Origin of the sequence: Pseudomonas sp. Irchel s3h9, assembly GCF_900187475.1 — a bacterium.
GTDB lineage: Bacteria > Pseudomonadota > Gammaproteobacteria > Pseudomonadales > Pseudomonadaceae > Aquipseudomonas > Aquipseudomonas neuropathica.
In genome coordinates this window covers 97,381-115,394 of sequence record NZ_FYDH01000001.1, presented here as the reverse complement: position 1 = coordinate 115,394, position 18,014 = coordinate 97,381, and the positions used below count along the sequence as shown (strand labels likewise).

15 protein-coding genes are annotated in these 18,014 nt (G+C 59.4%); 12 read left to right on the top strand and 3 right to left on the bottom strand.

Annotated elements, in window-relative coordinates; all coding sequences use genetic code 11:
• The first annotated feature begins 160 nt into the window (after positions 1 to 160).
• From CKW26_RS00465 to CKW26_RS00410, 12 genes are all read left to right on the top strand, one after another.
• Positions 161 to 1,153, top strand: coding sequence for a D-cysteine desulfhydrase (locus tag CKW26_RS00465; RefSeq protein WP_095047089.1), 993 nt, complete (start codon positions 161 to 163; stop codon positions 1,151 to 1,153).
• 273 nt (positions 1,154 to 1,426) lie between these two features.
• Positions 1,427 to 2,227, top strand: a complete 801-nt coding sequence (gene tcyJ / locus CKW26_RS00460; RefSeq protein WP_095047088.1) for a cystine ABC transporter substrate-binding protein — start codon at positions 1,427 to 1,429, stop codon at positions 2,225 to 2,227.
• Positions 2,227 to 2,892, top strand: a complete 666-nt coding sequence (tcyL, locus tag CKW26_RS00455; protein ID WP_095047087.1) for a cystine ABC transporter permease — start codon at positions 2,227 to 2,229, stop codon at positions 2,890 to 2,892. The genes tcyJ and tcyL overlap by 1 nt, the downstream gene beginning before the upstream one ends.
• 4 nt (positions 2,893 to 2,896) lie before the next feature.
• On the top strand, positions 2,897 to 3,646 hold the full coding sequence (gene tcyN, locus CKW26_RS00450) for an L-cystine ABC transporter ATP-binding protein TcyN (RefSeq protein WP_095047086.1): 750 nt from the start codon (positions 2,897 to 2,899) through the stop codon (positions 3,644 to 3,646).
• 470 nt (positions 3,647 to 4,116) lie between these two features.
• The gene (locus CKW26_RS00445) at positions 4,117 to 4,881 is read left to right on the top strand and encodes a hypothetical protein (RefSeq protein WP_095047085.1); all 765 of its coding nucleotides are present in this window, start codon (positions 4,117 to 4,119) and stop codon (positions 4,879 to 4,881) included.
• Between the two features lie 290 nt (positions 4,882 to 5,171).
• Positions 5,172 to 6,413, top strand: coding sequence for an SfnB family sulfur acquisition oxidoreductase (locus CKW26_RS00440; RefSeq protein WP_095047084.1), 1,242 nt, complete (start codon positions 5,172 to 5,174; stop codon positions 6,411 to 6,413).
• A 23-nt stretch (positions 6,414 to 6,436) separates the two neighbouring features.
• Positions 6,437 to 7,630, top strand: coding sequence for an SfnB family sulfur acquisition oxidoreductase (locus CKW26_RS00435; protein WP_095047083.1), 1,194 nt, complete (start codon positions 6,437 to 6,439; stop codon positions 7,628 to 7,630).
• Positions 7,630 to 8,988 (top strand): LLM class flavin-dependent oxidoreductase, encoded by a 1,359-nt coding sequence (locus CKW26_RS00430; RefSeq protein WP_095047082.1) that lies wholly within the window; start codon positions 7,630 to 7,632, stop codon positions 8,986 to 8,988. The genes CKW26_RS00435 and CKW26_RS00430 overlap by 1 nt, the downstream gene beginning before the upstream one ends.
• A 126-nt stretch (positions 8,989 to 9,114) precedes the next feature.
• Positions 9,115 to 9,924 (top strand): MetQ/NlpA family ABC transporter substrate-binding protein, encoded by an 810-nt coding sequence (locus CKW26_RS00425; protein WP_095047081.1) that lies wholly within the window; start codon positions 9,115 to 9,117, stop codon positions 9,922 to 9,924.
• 2 nt (positions 9,925 to 9,926) lie between these two features.
• Positions 9,927 to 11,048, top strand: a complete 1,122-nt coding sequence (locus CKW26_RS00420) for a methionine ABC transporter ATP-binding protein (RefSeq protein ID WP_095047080.1) — start codon at positions 9,927 to 9,929, stop codon at positions 11,046 to 11,048.
• On the top strand, positions 11,038 to 11,682 hold the full coding sequence (locus CKW26_RS00415; RefSeq protein WP_034151854.1) for a methionine ABC transporter permease: 645 nt from the start codon (positions 11,038 to 11,040) through the stop codon (positions 11,680 to 11,682). Before CKW26_RS00420 ends, CKW26_RS00415 begins: the two co-directional genes overlap by 11 nt.
• A gap of 170 nt (positions 11,683 to 11,852) precedes the next feature.
• The gene (locus CKW26_RS00410) at positions 11,853 to 12,479 is read left to right on the top strand and encodes a bifunctional 2-polyprenyl-6-hydroxyphenol methylase/3-demethylubiquinol 3-O-methyltransferase UbiG (RefSeq protein ID WP_095047079.1); all 627 of its coding nucleotides are present in this window, start codon (positions 11,853 to 11,855) and stop codon (positions 12,477 to 12,479) included.
• 221 nt (positions 12,480 to 12,700) lie between these two features.
• On the opposite strand, the gene CKW26_RS00405 is transcribed toward CKW26_RS00410, so the two are convergent.
• From CKW26_RS00405 to CKW26_RS00395, 3 genes are read right to left on the bottom strand one after another with little or no spacing between them, the layout of a single operon-like run.
• Complete coding sequence (locus CKW26_RS00405) at positions 12,701 to 15,748, bottom strand: efflux RND transporter permease subunit (protein WP_095047078.1); 3,048 nt, start codon at positions 15,746 to 15,748, stop codon at positions 12,701 to 12,703.
• Complete coding sequence (locus CKW26_RS00400) at positions 15,745 to 16,809, bottom strand: efflux RND transporter periplasmic adaptor subunit (protein ID WP_095047077.1); 1,065 nt, start codon at positions 16,807 to 16,809, stop codon at positions 15,745 to 15,747. The genes CKW26_RS00405 and CKW26_RS00400 overlap by 4 nt, the downstream gene beginning before the upstream one ends.
• Positions 16,806 to 17,909 carry an efflux RND transporter periplasmic adaptor subunit gene (locus tag CKW26_RS00395; protein WP_093440524.1) on the bottom strand — a complete coding sequence of 368 codons (1,104 nt, stop codon included), beginning with the start codon at positions 17,907 to 17,909 and terminating at the stop codon, positions 16,806 to 16,808. The genes CKW26_RS00400 and CKW26_RS00395 overlap by 4 nt, the downstream gene beginning before the upstream one ends.
• Positions 17,910 to 18,014 lie beyond the last annotated feature (105 nt).

Sequence of the window (18,014 nt, the reverse complement as noted above, 5' to 3'; positions counted from 1 at the left end):
TCTGGCCGCGTCAACGGCGCCTACTTTACGGCATGCTTACGAGGGCGAATTAAGAACCGATAGTGCTGGCCTCAGTTCATTTGGCTATAAGCGATTCACGGTTGCCCCTGCAAAAGCGCGTGCCTATAGTCCTTTCATCTTCCTCCGCCAGTACGGACCCATGATCAAACAACAGCTGGACCGCTTTAACCGTCTCGACCTGCTCAACCACCCAACGCCGCTGGAAAAACTCGAACGCCTGTCCACCTGGCTTGGCCGCGAGGTGTACATCAAGCGCGATGACCTGACGCCGCTGGCCATGGGCGGCAACAAATTGCGCAAACTCGAATACCTCGCTGCCGACGCTCTCGCGCAAGGCGCCGACACGCTGATCACCGCCGGCGCGCTGCAATCGAACCACGTTCGCCAGACCGCCGCACTGGCCGCCAAATTGGGCCTGGGTTGCGTGGCGCTGCTGGAAAATCCGCTGGGCACTGACGACAGCAATTACACCGGCAACGGCAACCGCCTGCTGCTGGATCTGTTCGACACCAAAGTCGAACTGGTCGACAACCTCGACAACGCCGACGAACAACTGACCGCCCTCGCCGCCCGCCTGCGCAGCAACGGCAAGAAGCCGTATCTGGTGCCAATCGGTGGCTCCAATGCGCTCGGTGCGTTGGGCTATGTGCGCGCCGGTCTGGAACTGGCCGAGCAGATCAACGACACCGGCCTGAATTTCGCCGCTGTAGTGTTGGCCTCAGGCAGTGCCGGGACGCACAGCGGTCTGGCATTGGCGTTGAGCGAAGTGTTGCCGCAATTGCCGGTGATTGGCGTGACGGTTTCGCGCAGTGAAGAAGATCAGCGACCGAAGGTTCAGGGACTTGCCGAACGCACGGCGGCGCTGCTCGGCGTCGAACTGCCGGCCAGCTTCAAGGTCGAGTTGTGGGACGAATATTTCGGCCCGCGTTATGGCGAGCCGAATGCCGGGACGCTGGCGGCGCTGAAGCTGCTGGCGAGTCAGGAAGCGGTGTTGCTTGATCCGGTGTACACCGGCAAGGCCATGGCAGGTTTACTCGACGGGATTGGTCGTCAGCGCTTTGATGAAGGCCCGATCATCTTCCTGCACACCGGTGGCGCGCCAGCGTTGTTTGCCTACAAGGATTTCCTGTAACAGAAGATCAAAACGGCAGCTCCTACAAGTGATCTCATGTAGGAGCTGCCGCGGGCTGCGATCTTTTTCCACAGACATTACATATTCCAATAACGAATAACATTTCAAATATTAAGTATTTTCAAGTCTAACGCAGACATCTTATAGTCTCGCCGCAGGCGAATTTCGCGAGAGACGCATAAGCTGCTTTAAGGCAGGATAGCGCTGTCGTCCGAATCACCAATTCGCCAACTTTCCTTAAGCGTCTTCCATAAGAAAACACAGGGGCTTGTCATGAATTTTTCCGCACTACGTCGCAATCTGCTGGTGGGTTCGCTGGGCCTTGCGCTGAGCGCCGGCCTGATCGGCCAGGCAGTGGCCGGTGAACAGTTGCAACAGATCAAGGACAAAGGCGTTATCAACGTCGGCCTGGAAGGCACTTACCCACCGTTCAGCTTCGTTGATGCCGACGGCAAGCTGTCCGGTTTCGAAGTTGAATTCTCTGAGGCGCTGGCCAAAGAGCTGGGTGTGAAGGTCAAACTGCAGACCACCAAGTGGGACGGCATCCTCGCGGCGCTTGAGTCCAAGCGTCTGGATGCAGTGATCAACCAGGTGACCATTTCCGAAGAGCGCAAGAAGAAGTATGACTTCTCCGAGCCGTACACAGTTTCCGGGATTCAGGCGCTGGTGCTGACCAAGAAAGCCGCCGACCTGAACATCAAATCCGCTGCCGATCTGGGTGGCAAGAAAGTCGGCGTGGGCCTGGGCACCAACTACGAGCAGTGGGTCAAAGCCAACGTGCCGACCGCTGACGTGCGCACTTATGAAGATGATCCGACTAAATTCCAGGACCTGCGTGTCGGCCGTATCGACGCCATCCTGATCGACCGTCTGGCCGCACTGGAATACGCCCGCAAAGCCAAGGACACCACTGCCGCAGGCGAACCGTTCTCTCGTCAGGAAGCTGGCGTTACCTTGCGTAAAGGCGAGCCTGAACTGTTGGCTGCAGTGAACAAGGCTATCGAAAAGCTGCGCGCCGATGGCACGCTGGCCAAGCTTTCGGAAAAATACTTCAGCGCTGACGTCACTAAATAATGGAAGCAACTTTCCAAATCGTACGGGAGGCCATGCCCTTTTTGCTCAAGGGCATGTACTTCACGGTCATCCTCAGCCTCGGTGGCATGTTCTTCGGCTTCCTGCTCGGCTTCAGCCTGGCGTTGATGCGTCTGTCGCGCTTCAAAGTGGCGAACTGGATTGCCCGCATCTACGTGTCGTTTTTTCGCGGCACGCCGTTGCTGGTGCAACTGTTCGTGATCTATTTCGGCTTGCCACAGGTGGGGATCGAACTCGATCCGATCCCGGCTGCCCTGATCGGCCTTTCGCTGAACATGGCGGCCTACATTTGTGAAATCCTGCGATCTTCGATCAGCTCGATCGAACGCGGTCAGTGGGAAGCCGCCGCGAGCATTGGCATGACCCGCGCGCAAACCCTGCGGCGGGCCATCTTGCCGCAAGCGATGCGTACGGCATTACCCGCGCTCGGCAACAGCTTCATTTCACTGGTCAAGGACACTGCACAGGCCGCCACTATCCAGGTGCCGGAGTTGTTACGTCAGGCGCAGTTGATCAGCGCACGTAACTTCGAAATTTTCACCATGTACCTTAGTGCCGCACTGCTCTACTGGATTCTGGCCTCGGTGCTCGCGCACCTGCAAAACAAGCTGGAAGAGCGGGTCAATCGGCACGACCAGGAGTCCTGACCCCATGATTGTCGTGGAAAAACTGACCAAGCAATTCAAGGGTCAGGTCGTGCTCAACGGCATTGACCTCGAGGTGAAGGAAGGCGAAGTCGTCGCAATCATCGGCCCCAGCGGTTCGGGGAAAACGACGTTCCTGCGCTGCCTGAACTTCCTTGAACAACCCACAAGCGGCCGGATCAAGGTCGGCGATATCGAAATCGATACCGGCCGCCCGCTGAACCAGCAGCAAAGTCTGGTGCGCAACCTGCGCCAGCATGTGGGCTTCGTGTTCCAGAACTTCAACCTGTTCCCCCATCGCACCGCACTGGAAAACGTCATCGAAGGCCCGGTTGTGGTCAAGAAGATGCCACGCGAAGCCGCCATTGCCTTGGGCAAAAAGCTCATGGCCAAAGTCGGACTCGCCGGCAAAGAAGACGCTTATCCGCGTCGTCTCTCTGGTGGTCAGCAACAGCGCGTAGCGATCGCCCGGGCGCTGGCGATGGAACCGGAAGTGATCCTCTTCGACGAGCCGACTTCGGCGCTTGACCCGGAGCTGGTCGGCGAAGTGCTGGCGACGATTCGTGGCCTGGCTGAAGAAAAACGCACTATGGTGATCGTCACCCACGAGATGGGTTTTGCTCGTGACGTGGCCAACCGTGTGGTGTTTTTCGATAAAGGCGTGATCGTCGAACAAGGTGAAGCGAAGGCATTGTTTGCCAATCCGAAAGAAGAACGCACTAAACAGTTTCTCAGCAAGTTCCTGAATCACGTCTGAGAACTTTTATTGCATCACCGATAACTTCCACGGACGGAAGTTTCCTTTATAAAACATTTACCCCCTTCAGTCTCATTCAAACAAAACATATCCCAAACAGTACATATATATGTTCTGCAACAGATAACACCCGCCTCCTCCCCTGCCACCTGAAATGATAGTGCTCAAATAAATCCGCGCATAAAACGCCGAGAAAGCCCTGTGTCCCGTGGCTCATTTCGCCTGATCACTTAGGCATATGGCCGCGACAGCGTAGGAAACTTCTGATTAATTCGTAATTCACGGATTAACTAATATCGTCTATTGACACCCCATCCCGCAGACTCTTATCTAGTCGGCAACCGGCATCAACTAGTTTAACCACCCCGTCTTCAACTTGAATAAAAGCCCAAAGCTTTATTGCCAGTTTATTCACGCTTTTTGTTCTTTCAGAAACGGACTTCGCTGCAAGGCTTCAAGGAGAGAAATCGATGACCCGCACTTCGCACACCCCCGAACTGGCAGCGCCGACCCTCGCGCCAGCGCAAAAAACCGGCATCAATCTGGCTGCCGCCGCACACCTCTTGATCGAGGTGTCGCCCTACCCTGATATGGACAGCGGCGATCTCATCGAGCTGTTCTGGAACAAATGCTATGTCGCTTCCAAAGTGCTGACGGCGGATGACGTCGGCACAGCCGTCAGCCTAAGGGTGCCGGAAAGCTTCATCACCAACGGCACCGCGCGCATCCACTACCGGGTGATGCAGGTCGGTCAGGGGCCGGCGTTTTCGGCGGCGACGCGCGTACAGGTCAAACTGGACTGCCCCGGCGGGCAACCCACGGCGCTGAGCGCAGACGAAAATCAGCAACTGGCCCCGGTTGCCATCCCCGACGCCATACGCCGTCAGGGCGTCAATCCGAACCAGATTAAACGCGGTGTGCCGCTGACCATCGAGCCGTACCTGAACATGGCCGAGGATGACGCCATCACCTTGCGCTGGGGTGACGTGCGCATGGATCTGGCACCGGTCACCGCCGCAGATATCGGCTTGCCGATTCAGGTCTGGGTACCGCCGTCGGTGATCGTCGAAGCAGGCGAGGATCTGCGCCTGGACGTGACGTATTGCATTCTCGATCGGGTCGGCAACAACTCCCGCTGGGCACCGCCCCGCACATTGAAAATCGGCTGCGCAAATCCTTATCTGAAAGTCCCGCTCATGCCCGAACTCAAAGCCGCCGAATCCCGCAAGCCCTGAACACAATGCCCCTGTGGCGAGAGAGCAAGCGCCCTCGCCACCGGATCATTCCAGCCGCAAAAAAATTCTTAACCAACCCGACCATCACCTCTTCTATGCATATTCCTAAAAGTTAGTTTATTTAATATTTATACACGTTTAGGGTATATAAACCGGACCACCGGACATTCATTCGTTCGCCGCACTTTTGCGGCGTTTTTCATGAGATGTGAGGTAGGTAGCATGGTCCGGAACACAATCACCCCAGTGCAGATCGCCAGGGCATTGCGTGCAGCCAAGGAGCGGCACTGATGTCCAGTCTGGCAGATGCAAACGTCCAGTCTGATCTGGACATCGCCCCGTTGTTGTTGCCTGCGCAGGTCTTGCGCAACGACGCCCAAGCCATCAACGCCGCCCAAGAGCTGGCACAAGTCGCCCGCGTGCAGGCCGCGAAACGCGACCGTCAGCGCAAGCTGCCGTGGTCGGAAATCGAACAGTTCACCCGCAGCGGATTAGGCAGCATCGCCATCCCGCGCGAATACGGTGGCCCGCAGGTTTCATTCGTCACTCTGGCCGAAGTGTTCGCGATCATCTCCGCCGCCGACCCGGCGTTGGGGCAGATCCCGCAGAACCAGTTCGGCATCATCAATCTGGTACTCGGCAGCGCCACCGAAGCGCAGAAACAACAGCTATTCCAGAGCGTTCTGGAAGGCTGGCGCATCGGCAACGCCGGTCCTGAGCGCGGCACCAAAAACACCCTGGAACTGAAAGCGCGGATCACCGCCGATGGCGATGATTACGTGATCAACGGCCAGAAGTTCTACTCCACTGGCGCACTGTTTGCGCATTGGGTTGCGGTGAAAGCGCTCAACGATGACGGCAAGCAAGTACTGGCCTTCGTCCGTCGCGGCACGCCGGGGCTGCGCATCGTTGATGACTGGTCGGGCTTCGGTCAACGCACCACCGCCAGCGGTACGATTCTGCTGAACAACGTGCGTGTCGAATCGAGCCTGGTGGTCGACAACTGGAAGATCAACGAAACCCCGAACACCCAAGGCGCGGTGTCGCAGCTGATTCAAGCCGCGATCGACGCCGGCATCGCCCGTGGCGCCATTGATGACGCCATTGAGTTCATCAAAACCCGCGCACGGCCGTGGATCGACGCCAAGGTTGATCGCGCCAGCGATGATCTTTATGTCATCGCCGATATCGGCAAACTCAAAATCGAACTGCACGCCGCCGAAGCGCTGCTGCGCAAGGCCGGCAAAGTGCTCGATCAAGTGCACGCCGCGCCGATCACCGCCGAGTCCGCCGCACGCGCTTCTATCGCCGTGGCGGAGGCGAAAGTGCTGACTACCGAGATCTCGCTGTTGGCCAGTGAAAAGCTTTTCGAACTGGCCGGCAGCCGCGCCACCCTCGCCGAATTCAACCTCGACCGTCACTGGCGCAACGCCCGCGTGCACACGTTGCACGACCCGGTGCGCTGGAAATATCACGCGGTCGGCGCCTATCGCCTCAACGGCACTTTGCCTGCTCGCCATTCCTGGATCTGACGACCAGACATCTGGAGAAAAACATGACGCTTTCCCATCACGTCGCGGTCATCACCAGCGATGAGCAAGCCCTGATCGTCGCCAGCGACCTGGCCGAAGATTTCAAACGCGACAGCGCCCTGCGCGACCGTGAACGCCGCCTGCCTCTGCCGGAACTCGACGTGTTTTCCCGCTCGGGTCTGTGGGGCATCAGCGTACCGAAGGAATACGGCGGCGCTGGCGTGTCCAACGTGACTTTGGCCAAAGTCATCGCGCTGATCGCTCAAGCCGACGGCTCGCTCGGGCAGATTCCGCAAAATCATTTTTACGCGCTGGAAGTGCTGCGGGTTAACGGCAGTCACCAGCAGAAACAACGGCTTTATGCCGAAGTGCTGGCCGGGCAACGCTTCGGCAACGCCTTGGCGGAACTAGGTACGAAAACCGCTCACGACCGCGTCACCAGCCTCAAGCGTGATGGTGACGGCTATCGCATCAACGGCCGCAAGTTCTATGCGACCGGCGCGATTTATGCTCAGCGCATTCCAACTTCCGTTGTCGATGAAAACGGTGTGCAGCAACTGGCCTTCGTTCCGCGTGACAGCAAAGGCCTGACCGTGATCGACGACTGGAGCGGCTTCGGCCAGCGCACCACCGGCAGCGGTTCGGTGGTGTTCGAAGATGTGTACGTCGCGGCTGAAGACGTGCTGCCGTTTCAAAGCGCCTTTGAACGTCCAACCACCGTCGGCCCGCTGGCGCAGATCCTTCACGCCGCCATCGACACCGGTATTGCCCGCGCCGCTTACGAAGACACCCTGCACTTTGTGCGCAGCAAGACGCGGCCGTGGATCGATTCCGGCAACGACAAAGCCACCGAAGACCCGCTGACGTTGAGGAGCTTCGGCCACTTGAGCATTCGCCTGCACGCCACGGAGGCGTTGCTTGAACGCGCCGGCGAATTCCTCGACGCAGCGCAAGCCGGGACCAGCGCAGAAACCGTCGCTGCCGCTTCGATTGCCGTCGCCGAAGCACGGGCGATCAGCACTGAAATCTCTTTGGCCGCCGGCAGCACGCTGTTCGAACTGGCCGGCAGCCAGGCGACACTGATCGAACACGGCCTCGACCGCCACTGGCGCAACGCCCGCGTGCACACCTTGCACGACCCGGTGCGCTGGAAATATCACGCGGTGGGCAACTACTACCTCAACGATGAAAACCCTCCGTTGCGAGGGACGATCTGATGAGCGCGGCGAAAAAGAAGATCCTGCTCAATGCGTTCAACATGAACTGCATCGGCCACATCAACCATGGCCTGTGGACGCATCCGCGCGATACCTCAACGCGCTACAACACCATTGAATACTGGACCGAACTGGCGCAACTGCTGGAGCGCGGACTGTTCGACGGCTTGTTCATCGCTGACATCGTCGGCGTGTATGACGTCTATCAGAACTCGGTGGACGTGACGTTGAAAGAGTCGATCCAGTTACCGGTCAACGATCCGTTATTGCTGGTTTCAGCGATGGCTGCCGTGACCAAAAACCTCGGTTTCGGCTTGACCGCCAACCTCACCTACGAACCGCCGTATCTGTTCGCCCGGCGCATGTCGACGCTCGATCATTTGAGCCGTGGTCGAGTGGGCTGGAACATTGTCACCGGCTATCTCGACAGCGCCGCGAAAGCCATGGGACTGAGCGAGCAGGTCGAGCATGACCGTCGTTATGACCAGGCCGACGAGTACCTGGAGGTGCTCTACAAACTCTGGGAAGGCAGTTGGGAAAACGGCGCGGTACTGAATAACCGTGAGCAGCGGATCTACGCCAACCCGGAAAAAGTGCACAAGGTCGAGCACAAGGGCGAGTTCTATCAGGTCGAGGGCTATCACCTCTGTGAGCCGTCGCCACAGCGCACACCGGTGCTGTTTCAGGCCGGCAGTTCTGAGCGCGGTTTGCTGTTCGCCGGGCGTCACGCCGAGTGCGTGTTCATCAGCGGCCAGAACAAACCGTCGACCAAGGTTCAGGTCGACAAGGTGCGCGCCAGCGCCGTCGAGGCCGGACGCAATCCTGAGGACATCAAGGTGTTCATGGGCCTCAACGTGATCGTCGGCGCGACCGAAGAAGCCGCGTGGGCCAAGCACGCCGAGTATCTGAGCTACGCCAGCGCCGAAGCCGGCGTGGCGCATTTTTCCGCCTCCACCGGCATCGACTTTTCCCAATACGAGATCGACGAACCGATCCAATACGTGAAGAGCAACGCCATTCAGTCGGCGACCAAAAACCTGCAGAACAACGACTGGACCCGGCGCAAATTGCTCGACCAGCATGCCCTCGGTGGCCGCTACATCACCGTGGTCGGTTCGGTTGATCAAGTGGCAGATGAGCTGGAATCGTGGATCGCCGAGACCGGCCTGGATGGTTTCAACCTGACCCGGATTGTTACGCCGGAAAGCTATGTCGATTTTATCGAGCTGGTGGTTCCGGAGCTGCAGCGGCGTGGGTCGTACAAGACCGCGTATGACAGCGGCAGCTTGCGCGAGAAGCTGTTTCACAGCGAAGCGCAGTTGCCCGAGCAACACACCGGCGCAGCGTTCCGCCGCTAAAAGCATCGCTGGCAAGCCAGCTCCCACAAGGGTCTGTGGCGCTCACAAAACCTGTGGGAGCTGGCTTGCCAGCGATGAGGCCCGACCCGACACCACAAAATTAATGCACTGACTGGAAAAACCATCATGACCAAGAAACGCCTGTCCCACCCAGTCAAAGCACTGGCCCTGGCCCTCGGCCTGTTCAGCTCGGCCGTTTTCGCCGCCGACGCTCCGCTGAAAATCGGCACCACCGCAGCCTTCGCCATCCCGCTGGAAGCCGCTGTAGAAGAAGCCTCCAGACAAGGCCTGAACGTCGAGCTGGTGGAGTTCACTGACTGGATCGCACCCAACGTCAGCCTCGCCGCCGGCGACATCGACGTGAACTACTTCCAGCACATCCCGTTCCTCGAAAACGCCAAAGCCGCCGCGGGTTTTGATCTGGTGCCGTTCGCACCGGGGATCATCAACAACGTCGGTCTCTATTCGAAAAAATACAAAAGCTTTGATGAGTTGCCCGAAGGCGCCAGCGTCGCCATCGCCAACGACCCGATCAACAGCGGGCGTGGTTTGCAATTGCTGGCCAAGGCCGGTTTGATCACGCTGAAGCCGGGCGTCGGCTACAAGGCTACTGAAGACGATATCGTCGCCAACCCGAAGAAAATCAAAATCCTCCAAGTCGAAGCCGTGCAATTGGTACGCGCCTATGACGACGCCGATCTGGTCCAGGGCTACCCGGCCTACATTCGTCTGGCGAAGACTTTCGATGCCGGTTCGGCACTGCTGTTCGACGGTCTCGACCACAAGGAATACGTGATCCAGTTCGTCATCCAGCCGAAAAGCAAAACCGACCCGCGCCTGATCAAATTCGTCGACATTTACCAGCATTCGCCGGTTGTTCGCGCGGCGCTGGATAAGGCCCACGGCAAGCTGTATCAAGCCGGTTGGGAAAGCTGAGCATGACGGCCGCGATCCAACGGCGACTGGAGATTCCAGAGCCACACCATGCTGAAAAAACCGAGCTGCACCCCGAGCTGAATCGCGCCCATGTACGCTTCATCGGCCTGGGCAAAACCTACAACGGCCGGCAGGGCCCGGTCGCCGCGTTGCAAGGCATCGATCTGGCGATTCAGCGCGGGGAAGTGTTCGGCATCATCGGCCGCAGCGGTGCCGGCAAGTCGTCGCTGATTCGGACGATCAATCGTTTGGAACAGCCGACGTCCGGGCGCGTTCTGATCGATCAGGTCGACATCGGCGAGTTCGATGAAGACCGTCTGGTCGCCCTTCGCCGGCGCATCGGTATGATTTTTCAGCACTTCAATCTGATGTCGGCCAAGACCGTTTGGCAGAACGTCGAATTGCCGCTGAAAGTCGCGGGCGTAGCAAAAGAGCAGCGCGACAAAAAAGTCCGTGAATTGCTCGAACTGGTCGGTCTGCAAAGCAAGCACGAGGCTTATCCGGCGCAGCTTTCCGGCGGGCAGAAACAACGCGTCGGCATCGCCCGTGCGCTGGTGCACGACCCGGATATTTTGCTCTGCGACGAAGCGACTTCGGCCCTTGATCCGGAAACCACGCAGTCGATCCTCGGCTTGCTGCGTGAGATCAACCAACGCCTGGGCCTGACCATCGTATTGATTACCCACGAGATGGCAGTGATCCGCGAAATCTGCGCCCGCGTTGTTGTGCTTGAACACGGGCGAGTTGTCGAGCAAGGCCCGGTCTGGGAAGTGTTCGGCAATCCACAGCATGAGGTCAGCCAGACCTTGCTCACGCCGCTGCAACACGCGTTGCCGGAGGAGTTGCAGAGCCGCTTGCAAGCTCAAGCGCCCTCCTCCGACGCCGCTGTGGTGCTGCGTTTGCAGTTCACCGGCAGCGCCAGTGACGAGCCGGATCTGGCGGCACTGTTCGCTGCATTGGGTGGCCGGGTGAAGCTGCTTCAGGGCGGCGTCGAACGGATTCAGGGGCATGCGCTGGGGCAACTATTGCTGGCGGTGAGCGGCTCTTCGTTCAGCGCCGAGCAACTGCGCGAGCGCGCCACGCCTTGGGCGCAACGGGTGGAGGTACTGGGTTATGTGGTTTGATCGCTTGTTGCAGGGTTTTATCGACACGTTTCTGATGGTCGGCGTTTCGTCGCTGATCGCCTTGCTGGTGGGGATTCCCATGGCGGTGATCCTGGTCACCAGCGACAAGGGCGGCATCTATGAAGCGCCGGTGTTGAACCGTGCCTTGGGCGCGTTCGTGAACCTGTTCCGCTCGATCCCGTTTCTGATTCTGATGGTCGCGCTGATTCCGTTTACCCGGTTGATTGTCGGCACCACCTACGGTGTCTGGGCGGCCGTGGTGCCGCTGACGATTGCGGCGACGCCGTTCTTTGCGCGGATTGCCGAAGTGAGCCTGCGTGAGGTCGATCATGGTTTGATCGAAGCCGCGCAGGCGATGGGTTGCCGACGTTGGCACATTGTCTGGCATGTGCTGTTGCCCGAGGCGCTGCCGGGGATTGTCGGCGGTTTCACGATTACGCTAGTGACGATGATCAACTCCTCGGCCATGGCCGGGGCGATTGGTGCCGGTGGCTTGGGGGATATCGCTTATCGCTACGGCTATCAGCGCTTTGACAGCCAGATCATGTTGACGGTGATTGTGTTGCTGGTGGCGTTGGTCGCGGTGATTCAGTTGGGTGGGGATCGCTTGGCGCGGGGGTTGAACAAGCGCTGAGCTCATCCGGAATCATGCCGCGCCTCTGAACCCGCTTTCGCGAGCAGGCTCGCTCCCACATTTGGAATGTGTTTCCCTGTGGGAGCGAGCCTGCTCGCGAATGGCTGCGCAGCAGCCCCGAACCCGATGGCGTATATTCGGCAAATCCCAATTGCCCGCGTATCCCGACCATGAAGCAGACCCCCACCGATCTCGAACAGATCACCGCGACCACCCTCGGCCATTACAACTCAGTGGCCGAAGACTTCCGTGAAGGCACCCGCGATCACGATGTCAGCCAGAACATTGATGCGTTGCTACGGCATATTCAGGGCACGGCGCCATTCACGATTCTGGATTTTGGCTGCGGCCCAGGGCGGGATCTGCAAACGTTTACGCGCATGGGGCATGTCGCTGTGGGTCTCGACGGTTCGCAAGAGTTTGCGCGAATGGCCCGTGAGGACAGTGGCTGCGAGGTGCTGCAACAGGACTTTCTGAAGCTGGATCTGCCGGCCGAACGCTTCGACGGGATCTTCGCCAATGCGGTGCTGTTTCATGTGCCGCTGCAGGAGTTGTCGCGGGTGCTCAAGCAATTGCATGGCGCCCTGAAGCCCGGTGGCGTGCTGTTCAGCTCGAATCCACGCGGGGATAACCGTGAGGGCTGGAACGGGCCGCGCTATGGCTCGTATCACGATCTTGAGGCGTGGCAAGGGTTGCTGACGGCGGCAGGGTTTGTCGAGCTTGAGCATTACTATCGGCCGGCCGGGCTGCCGCGTGAGCAGCAGCCTTGGTTGGCCAGCGTTTGGCGTAAGGCTTGAGTCGAGTCAGAGAAAAGCCCCTCACCCCCAGCCCTCTCCCGGAGGGAGAGGGAGCCGATTGGGGGATATTTAAGCAGTACGCCGACCGGATCTAACTTAGCTGAACCCATAATCGACCCGATCCTTCAGGTCGATGGATAGCGTCAGACACCTAGGTAAGTCCCCTCTCCCTTTGGGCGGTCCGACGTTTCGGGAGGGTTAGGGTGAGGGGCGCTGTTGACTCAATCCTTCTTTGGTTCGCGAATCTTGTACCAGGCCACATACAGCGCCGGCAGGAACAGCAGCGTCAGCAACGTCGCCACCACAATCCCGCCAATCATTGCGTAAGCCATCGGTCCCCAGAACACTTCCCGGGCAATCGGGATCATGCCCATGCTCGCCGCTGCGGCGGTCAACAGGATCGGCCGGCGCCGGTGCTCGGTCGCTTCCACCACCGCATCCCACGGCGCATAGCCTTTCTGCTCGAACTCATCGATCTGCGTCACGAGGATCACCGAGTTACGGATGATGATACCGATCAGCGCCAGAATCCCCAGAATCGCCACGAAGCCCATCGGCGTGCCGGTTGGCACCAGCGCCAGCACTACGCCGATCAGCCCCAGTGGCGCGACACTGGCGACGAGGAACATCTTCTGCACGCTGTGCAACTGGATCATCAGGAAGGTCGCCATCAAAAACAGCATCAACGGCAAAACCTTGGCAATCGGCCCTTGGGCCTTGCCGCTTTCCTCGACCGTACCGCCGGTTGCAACTTTGTAGCCTACCGGCAGTTTCTCGGCGAAGGCATCAATCGACGGTTTGAGGATTTTCACCAGATCGGTCGGCTGGATCTCGTCGCGCACCGAGGCCTTGATGGTGATGGTCGGCAAGCGGTCACGACGCCACACCAGCGGCTGCTCCAGTTCATAACGCACGGTGGCGAACGCCAGCAGCGGGATCGACGTGCCGTTGGGCGTAACGATCTGCAGATTCTGCAGGGTTTCCGGCGTACCGCGCTCCGAATTCACCGCCCGGCCGACCACATTGATCAGGTAGATGTCGTCGTTGACCTGGGTCAGAGGCGCGCCGCTGACGATGCTGTTCATCAGGTTCGCCACGTCTTCGGAGGACAACCCGAGTTGCCGCGCCTTGTCCTGGGCGATGTCGATGCGCAGAACTTTGCCCGGCTCGTTCCAGTCGTAAATGATCTCGCCGATGTGCGGGTTCTTGTCCAGTTCGGTGGCTAGGTCGATGGCGTGCTTGCGCACCTGATCGATGTCCTTGCCACTGACCCGGTACTGGATCGGACGCCCCACCGGCGGGCCCATTTCCAGCGCCTGGACGTAACTGCCGATGCCGACGAAGTCTTTGTGCAAGCGCTCACGCAGGCGTTGACTCAGGGCCTCGCGGGCTTCGAAGTCTTTGCTGACGATCACCAGTTGTGCGTAGTACGGGTTTTGCAATTGCTGGTCGAGCGGCAGGTAGAAACGGATCGCGCCCTGACCGATGTAGGTGCTCCAACGCACAATGTCCGCGTCGCCTTTGAGGGTTTCTTCCAACTTGTCGACGGCTTTGCGGGTTTCGTCAATCGAGGCGTTTTGCGGCAGGTTCAGGTCGACGAGAATTTCCGGCCGGTCCGAGGAAGGGAAGAACTGGTTCTGCACAAAGCGCATGCAAAACACTGCCAGCACGAACAGCAGCACGGTAATGCCGATGGCCCACCAGCGATTGCGCATCGCCCACAATAGACCGCCATTGAACGCACGCCCGACGCGGCCCGGCTCGGCTTCATGGGGTTTCACGTTGGCGCTGAGAATGTGCACGCCGATCACCGGAGCGAAGAACACCGCCACCACCCACGAAACCAGCATCGCCACAGCAATCACCGCAAACAGCGTGTAGGTGTACTCACCGGCGGAACTGGCGTTGAGGCCGATGGGCACGAAACCGGCGACCGTCACCAGCGTCCCGGTGAGCATCGGGAACGCCGTCGAGGTGTAGGCGAACGTCGCTGCCTCCTCCTTGCTCTCGCCCATTTCCAGGCGCGTGACCATCATCTCCACGGTGATCATCGCGTCGTCCACCAACAGACCGAGGGCGATGATCAAGGCACCGAGCGAAATCCGCTGCATGGTGATGCCACTGTATTCCATGAATACAAACACCATCGCCAGCACCAGCGGAATCGAGCACGCCACCACCAGGCCGGCGCGCACGCCGAGGCTGATGAAGCTGACCACCAGCACGATGATCACCGCCTCGAACAGGGCACTGGTAAAGCCACCGACCGCTTCTTCCACCACCACCGCCTGATCGGACACGGTGTGCACACCCACGCCAACCGGCAAGTCTGCAGTCAGTTCATCGATGCGCTGGTGCAACGCCTTGCCAAACTCCTGAACGTTGCCGCCCTTCTGCATGGCAATCGCCAGACCGATGGCCGGTTTGCCGTCGAAGCGGAATTCCGGGGTAGCCGGATCGGTGTAACCGCGAGTGATGTCGGCGATATCAGCCAGACGATAGAAACGGTCGTTGAGTTTGAGATTGACCTCGGCCAGATCCTTTTCCGAGGCGAACTGCCCCGAAGTGCGCACGGAAATCCGCTCAGGGCCGGCCTCGATCACACCGGCCGGGGTCACGGCGTTCTGCGATTGCAGGCTCTGCACGACCTGACGCTGATCGATACCCAACGCCGCGAGTTTGCGGGTAGAGAAGTTCAGATAAATCACTTCGTCCTGCTGGCCGATCATTTCGATCTTGCCCAGCCCCGGTACATTGCGGATCTCGGCCCGCGCCTGTTCTACATAATCGCGCAACTGGCGCATGGTCAGGCCGTCGGCGGTGAAGGCATAGACCGAGCCGAACACATCACCGAACTCGTCGTTGAACCCGGGCCCTTGAATACCTTGGGGGAACTGCCCGCGAATGTCGTCGATCTTCTTGCGCACCTGATACCAGATTTCCGGGATGTCCTTGGCGCTGGTGGTGTCGCGCAGGTACACGTACACCGTCGATTCGCCGGGGCGCGTGTAACTTTTCACGTAGTCGAGGGAGTCGAGTTCTTCGAGTTTTTTCTCGATGCGATCGGTGACCTGCGCAAGGGTTTCCTCCTGGGTCGCGCCCGGCCATTTGGTCTGGATCACCATGGTCTTGATGGTGAACGACGGATCTTCTTCGCGGCCCAGATTGAAGTACGAGAACACGCCCATCAGCAACGCGACGAACATCAGGTACCAGACGAATGACTGATGCTTGAGGGCCCATTCGGAGAGGTTGAAAGAGCCTTTCATTGACTGTCCTCGTCAAGTTTTACCGATTGTCCGGGTTTGAGGCTGTTGACGCCGGCGCTGACCACGCGCTCGCCGTTCTTCACGCCGCCCGCGAGCACTACGCTGCTGTCGGTGCGGCTGATCACGCTGACGTCGCGGGGGCTGACGGTTTTGCTCTGAGTGTCGATGACCCAGATCCGTAGTTTGCCGTCGACCTCCTGCAAAGCGGTAGCCGGCAATTCGATGCGCGGTTTGATCGCCGAACTGAGGGTCACGCTGATCGCCGTGCCGAGGCGGAAACCGTCCGGTGTCTCGGCCAGAGTCAGGCGTGCCCGACGAGTACGCGTGGCGCTTTGCGCCTGCGGTTCGATCTCGCGAAGGGTTGCCGTGGTGTTGATGCTCGGGTCGAGTTGCCCGGCCACCAGAAACACCACGTCGGAAGGAATCTGATCGACCAGGGTGTCGGGCAGATCGATCACCGCTTCCTTGATGTCCGGTTGCGCCAGAGTCACGACCTGCTGGCCCGCCGTCACCACTTGCCCGGCTTCGGCGTTCCACGCGGTGACCACGGCTTTATGGTCGGAACGCAGTTCGGTATAGCCGAGCTGGTCCTTGCTTTGATTGACCGCCGCCCGTGCCTGGTCCAGCGAGGCCTGGGTGGTTTTCAAGTCTGTGGTGGCGATGTCCAGTTGTGCCTGCGCCCCTACGCCACGATCAAACAGCGCCTGCTGACGGCGGGCATTGGCCTGGGCATTGATCAGTTGCGCCTGAACTCTGGCCAGGTCGCCCTGGGCCGAACGCAATTGGTTCTGCTGATCAGACGGATCGAGGGTGGCGAGCAGCGTGCCCTTTTGCACTTCGGTTCCGACATCGACGTTGCGGCTGGCGATGCGGCCACCGACGCGGAAACCGGTGTTGCTTTCATAACGCGCCTGGATGCTGCCGGCGAAACGCCCGAGGCTTTCCTCGCTCAACGCTTGAACTTTGACCGATAGCACCGGACGTACCGGCTCCGGAGGTGGCTCGCTTTTCGAGCAGGCCGCCAGCAACACACCCACGGATAACAGCCCCAGACGCTTCATGGCTGTGCTCCCGGTTGCAGATCCTTGTAGGTGTTTTCAGCGATTTCGACTTTCATGCCGGGATGCAACAACTGTCCTCCGGCGACAATGACTTTCTCCCCGCCCTTGAGGCCTTCGCTGATGATGACCTTGCCGATCAGGTAGCGGCCGACGGTCACGTTGTGCAACTGCGCTTCACCTTTATCGTCGACCATCCACACCGCCGGATCACTGATGTTTTTAGTCAGCGCCGACCATGGCAATTCGACTGCCGACTTGCCGCTGCCCTTGGCGGTGGCGCTGACCACCGAGCCCAGCTGCATCCCTTGTGGCAGGCTGTCGAGGCTGACTTTGACTTGCACCGTGCCGGACTGCGCCGACACCGCCGGGGTGATTTCACGCACCGTGCCGGTGGTTTTGATGGCAGGGTTATCGAGCAGACTGACGACGATCGAGGGATCCGCAGGGCGCTCGGCCAGCAGTGATTCGTAGACATTGAACACCGCGTCACGGTCGCCATCGCGGGCCAACGAAAAAATCGGTGCCGTGGCCTGTACCACCTGGCCGACTTCGGCCTGACGCTCAGTGATCACGCCCGGGGCGTCGGCGATCAGTGCGGTGTAGCTGAGCTGATCTTTAGCGTTGGCCAATTGCGCCTGCGCCGCGCTCAAGGCGCTCTGGCTGCTGCGCAACGCGGCTTGGGCGGAATCGTATTCGCTCTGGCTGGTGTAACCCTTGGGCAGGAGTTTTTGCTGGCGCACGAAAGCGGCCGCGCTCTGTTTCACCCGGGCTTGTTCAGCGACGACTTGGGCCTGGGCCGAATCGACGTTGGTCTGCAAATCCTTGGGGTCGAGCTTGGCCAGCACTTGTTTGGCGGTGACCCGGTCGCCGACATCAACCATACGCTGGATGATCTTGCCGCCGACGCGGAACGACAGCTCGGTCTGCACGCGCGCCTGCACGTCACCGGTCAATGTCACCGCAGCGGCGTAATCCGTGGGTTTGACCTCTTGTACAAAAACCCGTGGCAGGTACTCAGCGGGAGCTTTTTTCTCGCCACAAGCGGTCACCAACGTGAGCAGACTCAGCATGACCGCTGTTTTCAAACCGGGACTCGCCATGCAGACTCCTTCCTGTGTACGAACGTGCAAGTGACGATACGACTGTGAGCTTAGAACAGGGTTCAACGTTCGCCCGTTCGTCCCCCATATTTCCTGAAGGAGCTG